The 17461-nt window shown below is 59.5% G+C and carries 15 protein-coding genes; 5 read left to right on the top strand and 10 right to left on the bottom strand.

Annotated features, from left to right (window positions below; genetic code table 11):
• Positions 1-213: 213 nt before the first annotated feature.
• The 3 genes from NIT7645_RS00920 to NIT7645_RS00910 all read left to right on the top strand — a co-directional run bounded on the left by NIT7645_RS00920 (position 214) and on the right by NIT7645_RS00910 (position 3134).
• On the top strand, positions 214-1164 hold the full coding sequence (locus NIT7645_RS00920) for a sugar ABC transporter substrate-binding protein (protein WP_008562773.1): 951 nt from the start codon (positions 214-216) through the stop codon (positions 1162-1164).
• Positions 1165-1225: 61 nt separating this feature from the next.
• Positions 1226-2347 carry an ABC transporter permease gene (locus tag NIT7645_RS00915; protein ID WP_008560969.1) on the top strand — a complete coding sequence of 374 codons (1122 nt, stop codon included), beginning with the start codon at positions 1226-1228 and terminating at the stop codon, positions 2345-2347.
• A 1-nt stretch (position 2348) separates the two neighbouring features.
• Complete coding sequence (locus tag NIT7645_RS00910; protein ID WP_008559754.1) at positions 2349-3134, top strand: ATP-binding cassette domain-containing protein; 786 nt, start codon at positions 2349-2351, stop codon at positions 3132-3134.
• A 59-nt stretch (positions 3135-3193) separates the two neighbouring features.
• Here NIT7645_RS00910 and NIT7645_RS00905 read toward each other — a convergent pair whose 3' ends face one another.
• From NIT7645_RS00905 to NIT7645_RS00860, 10 genes are all read right to left on the bottom strand, one after another.
• Positions 3194-5110, bottom strand: a complete 1917-nt coding sequence (locus NIT7645_RS00905; RefSeq protein WP_008560655.1) for a beta-galactosidase — start codon at positions 5108-5110, stop codon at positions 3194-3196.
• Positions 5111-5118: 8 nt separating this feature from the next.
• Positions 5119-5991: an SMP-30/gluconolactonase/LRE family protein gene (locus NIT7645_RS00900; RefSeq protein WP_008562853.1), complete on the bottom strand. Its 873-nt coding sequence runs from the start codon at positions 5989-5991 to the stop codon at positions 5119-5121.
• Positions 5981-6592, bottom strand: a complete 612-nt coding sequence (locus NIT7645_RS00895; protein ID WP_008560283.1) for a 2-dehydro-3-deoxy-6-phosphogalactonate aldolase — start codon at positions 6590-6592, stop codon at positions 5981-5983. The genes NIT7645_RS00900 and NIT7645_RS00895 overlap by 11 nt, the downstream gene beginning before the upstream one ends.
• Positions 6589-7557 (bottom strand): 2-dehydro-3-deoxygalactonokinase, encoded by a 969-nt coding sequence (locus tag NIT7645_RS00890; RefSeq protein WP_008559259.1) that lies wholly within the window; start codon positions 7555-7557, stop codon positions 6589-6591. The genes NIT7645_RS00895 and NIT7645_RS00890 overlap by 4 nt, the downstream gene beginning before the upstream one ends.
• Complete coding sequence (locus NIT7645_RS00885; RefSeq protein WP_008560725.1) at positions 7554-8324, bottom strand: SDR family NAD(P)-dependent oxidoreductase; 771 nt, start codon at positions 8322-8324, stop codon at positions 7554-7556. The genes NIT7645_RS00890 and NIT7645_RS00885 overlap by 4 nt, the downstream gene beginning before the upstream one ends.
• Positions 8324-10039, bottom strand: a complete 1716-nt coding sequence (locus NIT7645_RS00880) for an IlvD/Edd family dehydratase (RefSeq protein ID WP_008562609.1) — start codon at positions 10037-10039, stop codon at positions 8324-8326. The genes NIT7645_RS00885 and NIT7645_RS00880 overlap by 1 nt, the downstream gene beginning before the upstream one ends.
• Positions 10036-12135 (bottom strand): alpha-galactosidase, encoded by a 2100-nt coding sequence (locus tag NIT7645_RS00875; protein WP_008561822.1) that lies wholly within the window; start codon positions 12133-12135, stop codon positions 10036-10038. Before NIT7645_RS00875 ends, NIT7645_RS00880 begins: the two co-directional genes overlap by 4 nt.
• Positions 12132-12980 (bottom strand): carbohydrate ABC transporter permease, encoded by an 849-nt coding sequence (locus NIT7645_RS00870; RefSeq protein ID WP_008562517.1) that lies wholly within the window; start codon positions 12978-12980, stop codon positions 12132-12134. The genes NIT7645_RS00875 and NIT7645_RS00870 overlap by 4 nt, the downstream gene beginning before the upstream one ends.
• On the bottom strand, positions 12980-13930 hold the full coding sequence (locus NIT7645_RS00865) for a carbohydrate ABC transporter permease (RefSeq protein WP_008560057.1): 951 nt from the start codon (positions 13928-13930) through the stop codon (positions 12980-12982). The genes NIT7645_RS00870 and NIT7645_RS00865 overlap by 1 nt, the downstream gene beginning before the upstream one ends.
• A 163-nt stretch (positions 13931-14093) precedes the next feature.
• Positions 14094-15344, bottom strand: a complete 1251-nt coding sequence (locus tag NIT7645_RS00860) for an ABC transporter substrate-binding protein (RefSeq protein WP_008561523.1) — start codon at positions 15342-15344, stop codon at positions 14094-14096.
• A gap of 134 nt (positions 15345-15478) precedes the next feature.
• Between NIT7645_RS00860 and NIT7645_RS00855 the strand changes: the two genes are divergently transcribed.
• A complete protein-coding gene (locus NIT7645_RS00855) occupies positions 15479-16270 on the top strand; it encodes an IclR family transcriptional regulator (RefSeq protein WP_008560140.1) in 792 nt (263 codons plus the stop codon).
• Between the two features lie 17 nt (positions 16271-16287).
• A complete protein-coding gene (locus NIT7645_RS00850) occupies positions 16288-17349 on the top strand; it encodes an ABC transporter ATP-binding protein (RefSeq protein ID WP_008560301.1) in 1062 nt (353 codons plus the stop codon).
• Positions 17350-17461: the final 112 nt, after the last annotated feature.

Raw genomic sequence — 17461 nt, 5'->3', positions numbered from 1 at the left:
TGCTGCGGCCCGACGTCCCGGCGGGCCAGCGCCTTTTTGATCTTCTCAGATTCTGAGATCAGGTTGTTTATCGCGGATCTGCAGTGATTTCAGCAGGAAAATCTTGGCACATTTTGCAACCGGTTGCAAATTTTTGCGATTCGTGTTTTGGTTATCGCTGACGCGCGGGGAACGGCCCGATGCGATCGTGACGAAAAACTTTGGGAGGAAAGAATGACGTCCGTAATCAAGACATTTGTGATGGCCACCGCCGTTGCCGCAGCGCCGCTGATGGCCGCGACGGCTGCTTCTGCGGAGGGTGAGAAATACATCCTTGTGAGCCATGCGCCCGACAGTGACAGCTGGTGGAACACCATCAAGAACGGCATCGCGCTCGCCGGAGAGCAGATGAATGTTGAGGTGGAGTACCGCAATCCGCCGACGGGTGACCTTGCTGACATGGCCCGCATCATCGAACAGGCCGCAGCCTCTGGCCCGAATGGGATCATCACGACGCTGTCCGACTATGATGTCCTGTCCGGCCCGATCAAGGCGGCTGTCGACAGCGGCGTGGACGTGATCATCATGAACTCAGGCACCCCGGATCAGGCCCGTGAAGTTGGGGCGCTCATGTACGTGGGTCAGCCCGAATATGACGCGGGCTATGCCGCGGGTGTGCGTGCAAAGGGTGACGGAGTCGGCAGCTTTCTTTGTGTGAACCACTACATCAGCTCGCCCTCTTCGACAGAGCGGTGCCAGGGCTTTGCCGATGGGCTTGGCATCGAACTTGGCGATCAGATGATCGACAGCGGACAGGATCCGGCAGAGATCAAGAACCGCGTTTTGGCCTATCTCAACACCAATCCGGAAACTGACGCGATCCTGACGCTTGGCCCGACCTCGGCGGATCCGACCATGTTGGCGTTGGAAGAAAACGGTATGGCCGGTGACATTTACTTTGGCACCTTCGACCTGGGTGAAGAGATCGTCAAAGGACTGAAATCCGGTGTGATCAACTGGGGCATCGATCAGCAGCCGTTCCTGCAGGCCTATCTGCCGGTTGTGGTTTTGACCAACTACCACCGCTATGGCGTGCTGCCCGGCAACAACATCAACTCCGGCCCCGGTTTCGTGACAAAGGACGGCCTGGAAAAGGTTGAACAATTCGCGGGCGAATACCGCTGATCACCTGTCTTTTGTTTGGGCGGCCGATTCCGATTGGCCGCCTTTTTTCAGAGAGATTACCATGACTGACGTACAAACTCAGGTCGCGGGAGACGAGCGGATCAAACATCGTTCCCGCTTTCGCGAAGCCCTGATCCGCCCAGAGCTGGGCGGGATCATCGGCACCATCCTCGTCTTTGCCATGTTTCTGATTTTCGCTGGGGACAGCGGAATGTTCAACAGCCAGGGGGTGCTGAACTGGGGGCAGATTTCGGCACAATTCATGATTATCGCGGTGGGCGCCTGTCTGCTGATGATCGCCGGAGAGTTTGATCTGTCGGTCGGCTCCATGATCGGCTTTGCAGGTATGCTGATTGCGATCTTCAGCGTGACGCTTGGTTGGCCTGTCTGGATGGCCATCATCGTTACCTTTGTGATCGCACTCGCGATCGGGGCACTCAACGGTTACATCGTTGTGCGCACAGGTCTGCCCAGTTTTATCGTGACGCTTGCGTTTTTGTTCATCCTGCGGGGCTTTGCGATCTATCTGCCACAGACCATCGAACGCAAAACCATCATCGGTGGCGTGTCCGACGCAGCCCAAGGGGATTGGCTGGCGGCAGTGTTCGGCGGCAAGATCCTGACGGGGCTGTTTCAGTGGCTTGGTGACAACGGCTGGATCGCGGTCTTTGAGCGGGGAACACGCAAGGGGCAGCCTGTCGTCGACGGCCTGCCGATGCTGGTTGTCTGGGCAATTGTTCTGGTCATTGTCGGTCACGTGATCCTGACCAAAACCCGGTTCGGGAACTGGATTTTTGCGGCAGGCGGTGATGCAGAGGCGGCGCGCAATTCGGGTGTACCGGTCAACCGCGTCAAGATCCTCATGTTCATGTTCACAGCTTTCTGCGCCACGGTGTTTGCAGCCTGTCAGGTGATGGAGTTTGGCGGGGCCGGCTCTGATCGTGGGTTGTTGAAGGAATTCGAGGCGATCATCGCCGTGGTTATCGGGGGGGCCTTGCTGACAGGCGGCTATGGCTCTGTCATCGGAGCGGCCTTGGGGGCGCTGATTTTTGGCGTGGTGCAGCAGGGTCTGTTCTTTGCCGGTGTCGAAAGCTCGCTGTTTCGGGTCTTTCTTGGTCTGATCCTGCTGTTTGCCGTGATCCTGAACACCTACATCCGCCGCATCATCACGGGAGAGCGCTGATATGACGTCGTCTCAACCTTTGATCCGGATGCAGAACATCGAAAAACACTTCGGCAGCGTCATTGCGCTGGCGGGGGTCTCAGTCGATATCTATCCGGGGGAATGCCACTGTCTCTTGGGGGACAACGGGGCGGGGAAATCAACCTTCATCAAGACCATGTCCGGGGTTCACAAACCAACAAAAGGGGACATCCTTTTTGAAGGCCAGCCCATGTATTTTGCCGATCCGCGCGATGCAATTGCGGCAGGAATTGCAACAGTGCATCAGCACCTTGCGATGATCCCCCTGATGTCGGTGAGCCGGAACTTCTTTATGGGGAACGAACCCCTGCGCAAGATCGGCCCGTTTCGGTTCTTTGACCACGATTACGCAAATCGTGTGACGATGGAAGAAATGCGCAAGATGGGCATCAATCTGAGGGGGCCGGAACAGGCGGTCGGCACATTGTCTGGTGGTGAGCGTCAGACCGTTGCGATTGCGCGTGCGGTGCATTTTGGGGCCAAGGTTCTGATCCTGGATGAGCCGACATCTGCCCTTGGCGTGCGCCAAACGGCCAATGTCCTTGCCACTATCGACAAGGTGCGCAAGCAGGGGGTTGCGGTGGTTTTCATCACCCACAACGTCCGCCATGCGCTTGCTGTTGGGGATCGTTTCACTGTGTTGAATCGGGGTCAGACCCTCGGAACGGCAAAGCGCGGCGAAATCTCGGCTGAGGAGTTGCAGGACATGATGGCTGGCGGACAAGAGCTGGCCACGCTTGAAGGAAGCCTGGGCGGTACAGTCTGAGGCCAGACCATATTTATTGAAACAAGCCGCCAGAGCGCAGGCTCTGGCGGTTTTTGCGTTCAGCTTTTTCGCGGGCGTCTAAAGACCCCGGCAGGGGGCAGTGTGCCCACCTCGGTGTCAACCGGTTCCGCAAGATGATTGAACCAGAACTCTTCTGTAGCGGTCTGTCGACGCCGCACGCCCTCGGGCATCTTGCAAATCCCAAGACCCGCGCGTGCACAGAATGTCGCAACGAGATGATCAAGGCCGTCGCCATCAAGCCAACCCGCGCAATAGACTTGGTTGGCTGCGGCAACAGCGACGGGTTGACCTGCTGCGGTTTCAACCAGCACCTCTGCCGCGGTTTCCAGTGTTTCCAGATACCCGGTGACTGCCCCGTCTACGTTGGCAAGGGGCAGGGGCATATCAGGGCGTATGCTCTCTACGGCTGCGACAACAACCTCCAGCCCATCCAGTGCAGGGGGGAGGGGGCTGGTCGGGATCTTGAAATCTGCATCGCGCGCACCGGTGCGTGGACCGTAAAGCACCTGACCTTCGGCCTTGGCCAAGGCTTGGCGCAGACTGTCCGTCAGATGCATCAGCCCCGGCGCAAGGATCAGCGCATATCCGGAAAAATCGCTTTGGGTTGGCGCGACGATGTCCACCGACAAACCGGCGCGACGCAGAGCGCGGTAATGTTCTAGGACAAGATCGAAATAGCTAAGCCCGTGACCATGCGGTTGCACCTGCCAGGCCCATTCTGCATCGTAGTCAAAGACTAGCGCGACCGGGGCCTGCGATGGGGCAACGTCCCCCGCATTGGCCAGTTCCTCAGCAACCTGGCGGGCCTCGACGATAGCAGGTGCTTCGGCGCTGTCCGGGCGCAGCATCCCTGCGTGGAGTTGCTCCTGCGCAAACGGCGCTTGCCGCCAGCGGAAATAGCAGACTGCCTCTGCCCCGTGGGCAAAGGCCTCCCAAGTCCAGAAACGCACCATGCCGGGCAAGGGGGCAGGGTTGTAAGGGGCCCAATTTACCGGGCCGGGCTGTTGTTCCATCACCCACCAGCGACCGCGTCCGACCGCGCGATAGAGGTCGTGGTGAAAGGCCTGAAAATCTGGATCGCCCTGCCGCGCGTAGCGGCGCTGCTTCTCTGGGCTGGCCCCGACCCTGTCCTCTAGAAAGCCCAAGGGGTAGCTGTCCCAACTGGCGATTTCGAGATCCTCGCCAACCTTGTAGTGATCGAAATCAGTCACCCGCCCCATGTAGTTATGGGCAATTGGTGCATCAGAATGGGCGCGCAGGATCTCAACCTGATCGCGGTTGAAGCTCACGACCTGATCTGAGGAAAACCGCCGGAACGCCTGTACATGGGCCGGGTTCGGCTCTGTCACCGTGAGATTGGGCAGGCCGATCTGTTCGAAGCGATTGTAGTCCATCGACCAAAAGACATTGCCCCAAGCCGCGTTCAACGCGCCTATGTCGCCGCCGTACCGTGTTTCCAACCACCGCACGAACGCTGCGCGGGCGGCATCGGAATAGCTGACCGTGGTGTCGTGGCAGCCATATTCGTTGTCGGTCTGCCAGGCGGCGATCCGATCGCCCGGTCCATAGCGTTCCGCCATAAGGGTGACGATGCGTCGGGCCTCCTTGCGGTAGCCCTGGTGACTGAAACAATAGTGGCGGCGGGATCCAAATCCCCGGGGTTTGCCGTCTTGATCAAGCGCAAACATATCCGGATGCCGGTCTACCATCCAGCGCGGCGGCGTTGCGGTTGGTGTGCCAAGCACCACTTTCAGCCCTGCTGAGACCAGGGTGTCGATAGCCCGATCCAGCCAGTCCCATTGCAGATCGCCGGGGGTTGGTTCGATCCGGGACCACGAAAATTCACCAATCCGCACCCAAGTGAGGCCAGCCGCAACCATGCGCGCGGCGTCTTGCTGCCAGATGTCTTCGGGCCAATGTTCGGGATAATAGCAGGTGCCAAGTGTGCGCTGCATAGATGTCCTCAGAGAATGACGCGATGTTCGCGTTGGCCTTTGGCCCGTGTTTCAATGCGATAGGTTTTTCCCGCAGCCGGATCATCCAGCCCGTCGGCAGCGGTGGTCACAAACAGATCCGACAGGTCTTTGCCCCCAAAGGCAGGGCAGGAGGCCTGCGCCGTCGGGAGGGGGTAGATCTCGGTCAAGTCACCTGAGGGCGTATAAACCGCGACGCGGCTTGCCCCCCATTGGGCGTTCCAGAACCGACCTGTGGCATCGACAACCGCGCCATCGGGGCCAAAGTCTTCGCTGCTGAGATCAAGAAAGACAGAGGGTGCGCCAATCGGCCATCCGTCGTCTTTCGCCAGCGGCTGGCGCATGATTTTGCCAGTGGCCGTATCCGTAAAATAGGCGCAGGACCCATCCGGAGAAAAGCAGATCGCGTTTGTGATGGTCTGGGAATGAACCAGTTTGCGCAGCTCGCCCCGGAAGTAGCGATATATGGCCCCAAGCCCGGTTTCGGCGTTGTAGCCCATGGTTCCAATCCAGAAACCGCCCCAAGGATCCGCGCGCCCGTCATTTGAACGGGTTAGAGGCTTGTCCGCCTCTAGGTCTATCAGATGCGACCGCACACCGGCTTCGATGTCAAAACGCCAAAGCGCGCTGGCGCTGGCCATGATGAGGGTATGGTCATCGACCCAACCGGCGGCTGAAACGCAGTCATCAAACTGCCAGCGGATCTCTTTACCATTTGCAACACTGAACAATTGCTGTCCGAGGATGTCGAACCAGAACAGCTGCTGGCGGGTTGGGTGCCACAGCGGACCTTCACCCAACGTGCAGCGGGTTTCGCTGAAAATCTCCGCCGTGGAGGGGTGAGTGGTCACGTCACTGGCCATCAAACGCCTCGTCGTAGGCTGCGACCGTCTCTGCGGCAAGGCGGGCAACCTCTTTGGCCGAATGACCGGGTTTATAAAGAGAAGAGCCCATGCCAAAACCGGTGATGCCCGCTTTCTGCCAGTCCGCGAAGTCCGCTGGTCCGACGCCGCCAACAGCATAGGTTTCTGCATCTTTTGGCAAAACGGCCTTCAGCGCTGAGAACCCGTCGAGCCCCAGCTTGAATGCGGGAAAAAACTTCAACCCGTCCGCGCCAGCGCGGAGTGCAGAGAAGCACTCTGACGCGGTGAAGACCCCCGGATAGGACAACATGCCAGCGGATTTTGTGGCACGGATCACATCCGGGTTGCAGTCGGGGGAGACGACCATCTGTGCCCTGATTGCAGATAGCTGAGCCACTGTCTCGGGGCTCAAAACGGTCCCCGCGCCGACTGTCGCGCGCCCTTGGGCCTGATCCAGCATCGTGGCAATACTGTCGAAGGGCTGTGGTGAGTTCAGCGGGACTTCGATCTTGGTGATGCCCGCATCAATCAGGGCATCGGTCATGTCACGCGCCTCTTCCGGGCGCAGACCACGCAGGATGGCAATGATGTTTCGGCTCATGGCGTTTGGCTCTTTTTCAATTGGTCATATGCGGCTGTGAGGCCTGCAAGCGTCAGGGTTTCGGCGTCAACGCGGCGGGCGGTGCACCCCTGTGTAGACAGGGCCGTTTCATAACGACGGGCAAGCTGGTCCGCGCCCAGCAGGGTGACGTGTTGCTCTGACCAGTCGTCTTGCGTCGCTGCGAGCTCAACCCCGATCAGAAGCCCTGACAGGCGAGCACGTCCGGTTTCGGGGCTTTGCCCAGACAAAAGCGCATCTGCACGCAGGCGAAACAGTTGGGCGGCGATCGCAGCTGGATTGGCAAGCGCCTCACAGACGGCCTGTTCAAATGCGGTCTCGTCCCAGCCCTCCTCTGACACGCAGTGCTGCAGGACGGATTGGCCCTGAAGAAGGGCGAACAGCTCTCCTGTCATGAAGGTCGAAAAGCTGGTGACTTCTCCCTGATCAAGTCTGGCCCATTTGCTGTGGGTGCCAGGCAAGCAGATGACTTGCGAGGCGGCAGGGTCTCTGTCTTGTGCGAGGTAGCCCGCAATCTGGGTCTCTTCCCCCCGCATGACATCTGCTGGATCCGTGGTTTTGATGCCGGGCAGCAGATAGACCGCGAGACGTGGATCTTTGGTCGCTGGCTGGGTGGCCTCTGCAATGCCTGGTGGCGGGCAGGGGGTGCTGGCATAGGGGGCCTCGGCCCAGCCCTGACGTGAGCCTGCCATTCCGCAGCAGATAACCGGAAGCGGGCTGTTTCCGCCCGTTGGGAGATGATCGCCCAAGAGGTCCAGAAGGGTGGGCTCATAGTCCTGCGGGCTCAGTCGGGACATGCCCCGATCCGAGGTTATCCGGTCGATCACGGTATCCTCGCGATCCATCACCCACAGGCGCAGTTGACTGGTGCCCCAGTCCGCCGCAATCCACGCAGGCACGGAGGCGCCGGGCATCGTGTCAGGGGAAAGATTGGGATGCGCCGTCATCCTGTCACCACAACCCCGCCATCCACAACCAGCGTTTGCCCAGTGATCATGCGGCTGGTCGCCGAGGCGAGAAAGAGCGTTGAGCCTACGATGTCCTGTGGCGCGAGATGGTCCTTCAGGCATTGCCGTTCCAGATGAGCCGCAAGCGCCTCCGGCGTTGCCCATTTGTCGAGTTGCTTATCCGTCAGTACCCACCCCGGCGCCAGCGCGTTGACCCGGATCCGATCTGCCCCGAACTCACGTGCGAGGCTTCGTGTCATGCCGTTGATGCCTGCATTTGCTGTCGTGTAGGCGGGATAGCCGCTGTTGCCCATCATGTAACTGATGGAGGTGAAGTTGACGATCGAACCACCACCGGCAGCCTGCATCCCCGGCAACACCGCCTGACAGGCAAAGAAATAGGCCTTGAGATTGATCGCCTGCGCCCAGTCCCAAAATTCCTCGTCCACATCCAATGTCGCGTGGCGCTGATCATTGGCAGCGTTGTTCACCAGCGTGGTGATTGGGCCATGCGCCTCTGCCGCCTGCTCAATCGCGGACTTCAGGGCAGGGATATCGGTGATGTCGCATTGGATGAACAAGGGACGGTTGCCTGTCTCAGCCTCCATGCGCGCAGCAAAAGCAGAGGCATCAGACCGTCCGACAAACGCGACCTTGGCGCCCTGACGCAGGAATCCCTCGCTCAGCGCGGCACCAATGCCGGAACCGCCGCCGGTGATGAAAACCGAAGCCCCCTTCAGGTCCGGAAAGATTGCAGTGTCGCTCATCAGTGGCTCTCCCGTGTTACGGGGCGGGTATCTTTGCCCACGAGGAAATCAAGATCAGCCCCTTTCTCTGCCTGAAGGACGCTGTCGACGTAGAGTTTGGCGTAGCCGCGTGTGTAATGCGGCGGCTCTGGCTGCCAGGCCTCACGACGTGCTGTCAGCTCTTCCTGTGAAACCAGCAGATCAAGGGTGCCGTTCTTTGCGCTGACCCGGATGCGGTCGCCGGTCTGGACCAGACCAAGGGGGCCACCGGCCTGGGATTCAGGTGAAACATGCAGGATCACGGTGCCAAAAGCCGTCCCGGACATGCGGCCATCAGAGATGCGGATCATATCTCGCACCCCTTCGCGGACCAGTTTGCGGGGGATCGGCATATTGCCGACCTCCGGCATGCCGGGATAGCCCTTGGGCCCAACACCCTTCAGCACCAGAATGGTGTCCTTCGTGACGGGCAGATCATCGCGATCGATATTGGCTTTCAGATCTTCAATCGTCTCAAAGACATGTGCAACGCCTTCGTGTTCCAGAAGATGGTCGGTCGCGGCCGATGGTTTGACGATGGCACCGTTGGGCGCAAGATTGCCGCGCAGAACACGCAGGCCGGCTGCAGGTTTTACCGGGTTATCAAAGCTCTTGATGACGTCATCGTTGAAACATTCCGCACCCTCGGCATAGGCCGTGATGTCACCGCCCAAAACAGTGGTGTTGCTGCGCAGGTGTCCATTGTCAGCAAGTCGCTTCAACACGACAGGCATACCGCCGGCATAGCAAAAATCTTCCATCAGGTATTTCCCTGAGGGCATGCAGTTGACCAGAAGCGGGATGTCACTGCCAAGGCCGAAATCATCCAGAGACAGGTCAACCCCGACACGCCCGGCGAGGGCCAGAAGGTGCACCACCGCATTGGTGGATCCCCCGACAGCTGCGTTGGCCATGATCGCATTGATGAAAGCGTCGCGGGTCAGAATGTCCGAGGGTTTGAGGTCTTCCTCAACCATCTCGACGATCCGCTTGCCGGTCAGATGCGCCAGAGCCATGCGGCGGGCATCCACTGCGGGCAGGGCGGCATTGGTTGGCAGGCTCATCCCCATCGCCTCAACGAGGGACGCCATAGTGGAGGCCGTGCCCATGGTCATGCACACGCCCTTGGACCGGCTCATGCCGGATTCAGCCGCCATGAAATCCTGCAGCGTCATCTCACCGGCGCGCACCGCTTCCGAGAACTTCCAGACGTCAGTACCTGAGCCGATATCCTTGCCCTGCCACTTGCCGTTCAGCATCGGGCCCGAGCTGACGACGATGGCCGGCAGATCAACAGAGGCAGCCCCCATCAACTGGCCCGGTGTGGTCTTGTCACAACCGCCAAGCAGGACAACGCCGTCAATTCCATAGGCCCGTATCGATTCCTCTACGTCCATCGCGAGGAGATTGCGAAACAGCATCGCCGTGGGCTTCATCTGGGTCTCACCCAGCGACATGACCGGGAATTCCACGGGAAATCCACCTGCCTCCCAGACGCCGCGCTTTACCCCCTCGGCGAGATCGCGCAGGCCAGAGTTGCAGGGCGTCAGCTCTGACCAGGTGTTGCAGATCCCGATGATTGGCCGACCGTCAAAGGCATGGTCCGGAAATCCCTGGTTTTTCATCCAGCTGCGGTGGATGAAGCCGTCTTTGTCCAATTTGCCATACCAGGCGCGATTTCGTCTGTCTTTGGTCATAGGCGTGTTCCTTCAATCACCCAGATCGACTGTGGGAATGTCCAGGGCAGGGTGATCCCTTGGTGCATCAGATATTGGCCGCTGAGTGTCGCGGTCCCGGTTTTCAAAAGAGGCGATCCGCGCGAAAGACCTGGGGCGTCCTCGCGGTTCAGCAAGCGGATTTCATAGTGGGCGTCAGGCTCCAGCCCAGCAAGGCGCAGGGGGCGCGGCAGGATTTGCGCGCTTGGCTCGCGCAGGCCGGAAAAGGCGACAAAGCGGCTGCCATCTTCTGCGCGCTGCAGCTCTGCGATGACGGCAGGGTCATCGCTGTCGAGCCGCAGAATATCCGCCCGCTCCGTCCAGTGGCGGTTGTCTTTCCACCAACGGGTAACCTGGCGCAGAATGTCTGCTTCTTCTTCTGTCAGCTCGCGCGGGTCCATTTCAAACCCCATGTGACGCTGGGCCGCGACCCAGGCACGCAGCCGGATATCTGTCACCCGACCAGAGGTGTGGCAGGTGCGCGGACCAACATGGCTGCCAGTGACAACCATCGGCAGGAAAAGCGCGGCTTCATGCTGGATCCGCAGCCGCTCTATCGGGTCATTGCTATCTGAAAGCCAGACCCGATGGGTGCGCGACAGGATGCCAAAGTCAATGCGCCCACCCCCAGAAGAACAGCTCTCGAATTCCACTTGCGGGAAATCTGCGCGCAGCCGGTCAAACAGCGAATAAACCGCCTCGGCCTGCGCGCTGTCCGGTTCCGGCAGCACGCGGTTATGGTCCCATTTGACATAGTCGATCGGATGATCTGACAGCACGGCTGCGATGTGATCGTAGAGATAGGCCTGAACCTCAGGCAGGGCGATATTCAGAACCATTTGCTGTCGGCCAAGCACCTGATCCCGATCGCCCAGCACCCAGTCTGGGTGGGCGCGAAACAGATCGCTGTCCGGGTTGATCATTTCCGGTTCAAACCAGATGCCGAATGTCATGCCTTCTGCATGAATATGGTTGATCAGCGGCATCAGCCCATCGGGATATTTGCGCGCGTCGATTGCCCAGTCGCCAAGGGAACTGGTGTCGTCATCCCGCCTGCCAAACCAACCATCGTCCAGCACGAACCGTTCGGCTCCCAGTGCTGCGGCCCGGCTTGCAATATCGCAGAGCGTGGCGTGGTCGTGATCGAAATAGACCGCCTCCCAACAGTTGTAGTGCACCGGTCGCGGGCGCGCGGGTGCAGGGGGGCGCAGGATCTCATCGCGCAGGTGGCGCTGGAAGGTGACAGCGCAGCCATTGGTTCCCTGATCCGAGAACACGGCGTAGAGCGGTGCAGTTTCAAATCTGGTGCCTGGATTGCGGCGGCTGCCGGTTGCATGGCCCCATTGGATTTGGCGACGCCCGTCTGGCAGCTCTTCCGCCAGCATTTTGTGGCCGCCTGACCAGCCGTAGTGAAAGGCGTAGGCGGAACCCTGGGTGTTTGTGGCGCCCGTACAGGGTAGGATCAAACCCGGGAAATACTCATGCCCGGTGCGTCCTGTGGGATTGTCCCTGAGACGCGCGCCAGCGCTCCACGGTGTGCGGCTGGTTTGAAACTCCCCGATCCAGCGGCCATGAAAGTCGATCATGTCCTGCCCGTTCTGAGGTGCGGGAAAGACCGGTGCAGACAGCCAGTTCACGCTGATCGGCCGCTCAGAAATGAGCGAGGCCTGCGCACGGATCATGCCGGTTTTGCGTGTCAGCTCGAATTGCGCCTGATAGCGAAGACCGTGTTCCGCATCGCGGTAGTGCAGGCTGAGCGCCTGATCGCTTTCCTCCACGCGATCAAAGGTAAAACGGGGCAGTAGCGCCTTGCCCGTAGCATCTGCAAGCGACAGACCGGGCTGTCCGGGAAAGGTGCGGCGGGCCTCGGGGCAGATCGACAGTGGCGGCACGGCATCCAGCATGCCCCCCGTGACGTCCATGCGCGAGGCTGCGGCGATCATCTCCAGGTCGCTCCCTTGCGGAAGCCGCGGGCCCCAGTAGACGATCTCGGCCAGATCATCCCCGTGGGCGGCAAGGATCAGGCTTTGGCTCTGACCCTCAAGTGCCCAGCAGCGGGTATCTTCGCGTCTGCTCACTTCACCGCCCCCAATGTCAGGCCGGCGATGAAATGGCGTTGCATCAGGAAGAACATGGCAACCGGCGGCAGTGCCGCGACAATGCTGCCTGCGCTCATCAGGTGGTAAGCCGCCCGGTATTGCGCGTTGAACGATGTGATGCCTGCTGTCACCGGTTGGCTCTCGGCGCCCTGTGTCAGGACCACGGCCCAGAAATAATCATTCCAGATGAAGGTGAAGATCAGCACGCTCAGCGCGGCAATCGCAGGTTTCATCAGCGGCAAAACCACGAACCAGAAAATCCGCCACTCCGCGACCCCTTCGACGCGGGCCGCTTCGATCAATTCAAAAGGTAGGGCGCGGATGAAGTTGCGCATGAACAGCGTGCAGAAGCCGGTCTGAAAGGCGATGTGAAACAGAACCAGGCCGGTTTTGGTGTTATAGAGCCCCATGTCCAATGTCAGATCGCGCACCGGGACCATCAGGATCTGGAACGGGACGAAGTTGCCTGCAACAAACATGAAGAACAGCAACAGGTTGCCGCGGAATTTATAAACGCCGAGCGCGAAGCCCGTCATGCAGGACAGCGCGACCGCGCCAATCACCGTGGGCACGGTAATCAGGACGGAGTTCAGCAGATAGCGCGGCATGTCCGAGCCGAAGAAGACCCGGCCGTAGTTGCTGAACCCTTCAAAGGATGACGGCACCCCCCAGTAGTTGCCCGTGGTGAAATCCGCCTCAGGTTTGATCGAGAAGATCGCCACCGCGATCAGTGGCAATAACCACATCACCAGCGCCGCCGGAACCAGTGCCTGATAGGTTGTCTGCCACGCACGCGAGCTGTTTTGGATAGGTTTGGGAAACATCAGCGGCCCCCTTTGTCGTCTTGGTACATGGACCACAGGAAATAGGCGATGAAGCACAGCATGATCAGGAATAGCACCACCGCGATAGCCGCGCCATAGCCCATGCGGAAGCCATATTCGGAAAGTGCCTTCTCAAACATGTAGAACGACAGCACCCGGCTTGAGCCGAACGGGCCGCCGTTGGTCATGATCGAGATGAGGTCAAAACTGCGCAGTGCGCCGATGATCGTCACCACAAAGGCCACAAAGGTCGCCGGGCGCAGCTGCGGGATGATGACATACCACAGCATCTTTGCCCCTTTCGCCCCATCCAGGCGCGCGGCCTCGACCTGTTCGGGGTCAACCGCGTTGAGACCTGTAAGATAGAGGATCATGCAATAAGCCGTCTGTGGCCAGAGGCCCGCAGCAATGATGCCGTATGTCACAAGGGTCGGATCCCCCAGCACATTCAATGGCCCAAGACCGACCCATCCAAGCACTTGGTTGAGAAGGCCGAAAGTCGGGTCGTAGAACCAGCTGAAAACCAGGCCGACGACGACCTGACTGATGACAAATGGGAAGAAGAACAGCGACTTGTAAAGGCGAATGCCAGTCACCGTCTGATTGAGAAACAGCGCGATGAACAAACCTGCCGGGATCGCCAGAAGATACAGCAGAAGCCATTTCAGGTTGTTCCAGAGCGAAACTTCAAACGCACGGTCATCCATCAGCTCTCGGTAGTTCTCCATCCCGATGAACTGCGGATCCCCCAAACCGTCCCAGCGATAGAACGACAGGTTAAAGCTCTGCAGGATCGGAAAGATCACGTAGAACAGGAAAAAGATGACACCGGGAGCAAGGAACAAGAGCGGCGCCAGCGTCTGCCTGTTGCGGCGCAACCAGCTGTCCTGACTGCTGCGCAGGGCGGTTGCGGATCCGGTTTCGGGCCCGTTTCCGGGGGCGAGTTTCATCTCAGCCACGACAGGTCTCCGTCTGTTTGTGCGATTGCGGGATCGCAAGGGCTATAAGGGGTCGGTCCGGCGGTTTTGACGGCACGCGGAACCAGAACCCAAAAGGCAATGCGCGGGGCCGGGCCGATTGGCCGACCCCGCGCAGTTCGTCAGACGCTTGGGGTCAGTAGACCCGCTCGCGTGTTTTTTCCAAACGGTTCAGGATGTCGTCCAGATTGTCCGGGAACACCATGAATTCCTGGAACCCTTCCATCGCAACAGAGGCCATTTCTGCCGGGGCGTCGCGATCAAAGAACTGCGCGATGCCGCCGGGCGCGTTCGAGGACAGCATCTCGAAACCCTGGTTGAGCATCTCGTCGTCATCCACGGAAGAGTTGGAGTTCACCGGCAACTGGCCCAAGGCCGCCCCGCTGTTGATTTTGGTCTGATTGTCAGCCGAAACGACAAAGCGCAGGAATTCGCGAGCGGCTTCCTTGTTCTGGGCGCCAGACGGAATGTGGAAGGTGTCTGTTGGCGCGTCTTCGGCCAGTTCAACATCGGGATTGATGGTCGGGAACTGATAGAAGTCCAGTTGGTCGGTGCCTAGACCTGCTTCACGCAGCGGTGCCACCGCGAAGTTGCCCATCAGATAGGCCGCGGCCTCACCTTTGACCATGAACGGCAGGGCCTCCTGCCAGCTGTAGGACTGGTGGTTGTCGATGAAAGCGCCCATGTCGATCAGTTCGCGCCAGTTGGCAAAGGTCTGCTTTACGCGGTCATCCGTCCAGGCGATTTCGCCATTGGTCAGCGCCATGTGGAAGTCATAACCATTCGTGCGCATGTTGAGGTAGTCAAACCAGCCACCTGCGGTCCACAGGAACTTGGTGCCGATGGTAAAGCACTTGCGGCCAGAATCGAGAATCTTCTGGCAGTTGGATTTGAAGGTTTCCCAGTCCTTGGGCTCTTCCAGGCCGAGTTCATTGTAGATGTCTTCCCGGTAGTAGACGCCCCACTGGTAGTAGGTATAGGGCACGCCCCACTGTTTGCCGTCGAGCGTCATGGCGCCCTTGGTCGAGGCCAGCGCGTCGGCGATTTCGGGCTCGGCCCACAGGTCGGAGATGTCTTCAAACAGACCTGCCGACACATAGGGCCGCATGCGATTGGCTGCATACCAGTTTGCCACGTCCGGGGCGTTGGCCGTCAGGAAGTTGCGGATCTGCGTCTTGTAGGCCTCACGGTCGATTACGGTCAGCTCGACAGTCAGGTTCGGGTGCATGGCGTCGAACTCGGCAGCCATTCCCTCCATCACTGCGCGCGGCGCAGGATTGGACATGTCCGAGAAAATCTTGAGCGTGCCGCTCAGCTCGGCCTGTGCTGCCGTTGCCAGCCCAAGGCTGAGAGCAAGGCTCGCAACTGTTCCTTTCAAAGTCTTCATGACGTCCTCCCTGTTGACGTGTGTCTTTTGGTTTCATATAGTGGAACCAAATTCCAACTATTGAAACTATGAACGCGCTCGGCTAAGGATGTCAACAGTTACGTCGGCCGGGTTCGGTCAGAGAAAGGACACTGATGACGAAACCTGCGCCCCAAACGCGAGACTCTGACGGGACAGTTGGCAAGGCGCTGGCAGTGCTGGATCAGATCGCGGAAGCAGGCCGCCCTGTGCGGTTCGGCGAAGTGCTGGCCGCGTCCAATCACCCCAAGGCGACGCTTTATCGGTTGGTGCAGACGCTGACCAATCAGGGGATGCTGTCTTATGACGAAACCCATCAGACCTATGCGCCTGGTCTGCGCCTTGTGCGCTTGGCGCATGCGGCCTGGCGGCAAAGTGCCTTGGCACCGGTTGCGCGCCCCTTTCTGGATCAGTTGTCGGCGGACGTGGGGGAGACCATTCACTTGGCGCAGCTTGACCGCGGACAAGTGCTTTATGTTGATAAACGCAATGCTGCCACCCCGATTGAAATGTTCAGTCAGGCCGGAAAAATTGGTCCCGGCTACTGCACGGGCGTCGGCAAGGCGATGATTGCCCACCTCTCGCAAGACGCGCAGGAGGATGCGATCCGCCGACAGGCGTTTTTTGCACACACACCGAACACGCTCGCCACACCTGAGGCGTTGTTGGCTGAGCTGGCAGAGATCCGGGCAGATGGCGTGGCATTTGACCGAGAAGAGCACGAGCCAGGGATCATCTGCATCGCCGTTCCGATTCTGTCGGAGGCGGGCAAGGTCATGGGGGGGCTGTCGATCACGTCATCCGTGCAGCGCCAGTCACTGGAGGAGCTGGATGCCCTGCGTCCGGCACTGTTGAAAACCGCCAAGGAGATCGCGGCAGCCGCCGAGACCTGGCAATTTCCGAGTTAATCTGAGGGAGAAGACGTATGACTGGGGTCACATTGGCCAAGGCCGTCAAGAAATATGGTGACGTGCAGGTGATCCACGATGTGGATCTCACCATCGAGGACGGCGAGTTCTGCGTCTTTGTTGGCCCGTCAGGCTGTGGCAAGTCCACGCTTTTGCGGATGATAGCAGGGCTCGAGGAAACCTCGGGCGGGCAAATTCATATCGGGGCGCGGGATGTCACCGATCTCGATGCTGCTGACCGCGGCGTGGCGATGGTGTTCCAATCCTATGCGCTCTACCCGCATATGACGGTTGAGGAAAACATGGGGTTCGGTCTCAAGATGAACGGCCATCCCAAGAGTGAGATCAAGGAAAAGGTGGCCGAGGCCAGCCGGATCCTGAAGCTGGACCAGTACCTCAAGCGCAAGCCCAAGGCGCTATCGGGCGGGCAGCGTCAGCGAGTTGCGATTGGTCGCGCAATTGTGCGGGGGCCGGAGGTGTTTTTGTTCGATGAACCGCTCTCCAACCTCGATGCGGAACTGCGGGTGGACATGCGGGTCGAAATCGCCCGGCTTCACAAGGAAATTGGGGCGACCATGATCTACGTCACCCACGATCAGGTCGAGGCGATGACCCTTGCCGACAAGATTGTGGTGCTGCGCGCCGGGCGGGTGGAGCAGGTCGGCAGTCCAATGGATCTCTATTCAGATCCGGACAACCGTTTTGTAGCTGGATTTATCGGCTCACCCAGCATGAACTTTCTTGAAGGTACAGTGCAGGGTGGCGGTGTGGTTGTGCCCGCCCTTGAAAATCGCCGTGTGGGGACATCCGTTTCCTTGCCTGCAGAGGGCAGCAAAGTGCTGGTGGGTTTGCGTCCCCAGCATCTGAGTGTCGTTGCGGCAGATAGCAGCCTGATCTTGGATCTACGAGAGCGCCTGGGCGGAGTGTCTTACGACTATCTGACCACACCTACCGGCGAAAAGCTGATCGTCGAAACCCGTGGCGATGAGGCGCTGCCCGAAGGTACCGCGGTTGCAATCAATTTCGATGATGCGGATGCGTATTTCTTTGACGGCGCAACCGAACAACGGCTGCGCTGATGGTGGCGCCGGAACGGTTGAGGTGACCTCCGTCTGTTCCTGTGCCCGGCCAAGTGGGCGGTTTTCCCGGCACGATGTCGGAACAGAGACGATGATGTCGGCGTTTGTCTCC

The organism is Phaeobacter italicus (genome assembly GCF_001258055.1).
In the GTDB taxonomy this organism is placed as follows: Bacteria; Pseudomonadota; Alphaproteobacteria; order Rhodobacterales; family Rhodobacteraceae; genus Phaeobacter; species Phaeobacter italicus.
The sequence above is the reverse complement of the archived record's forward strand: the minus strand, read 5'-3'. Positions and strand labels throughout refer to the sequence as shown.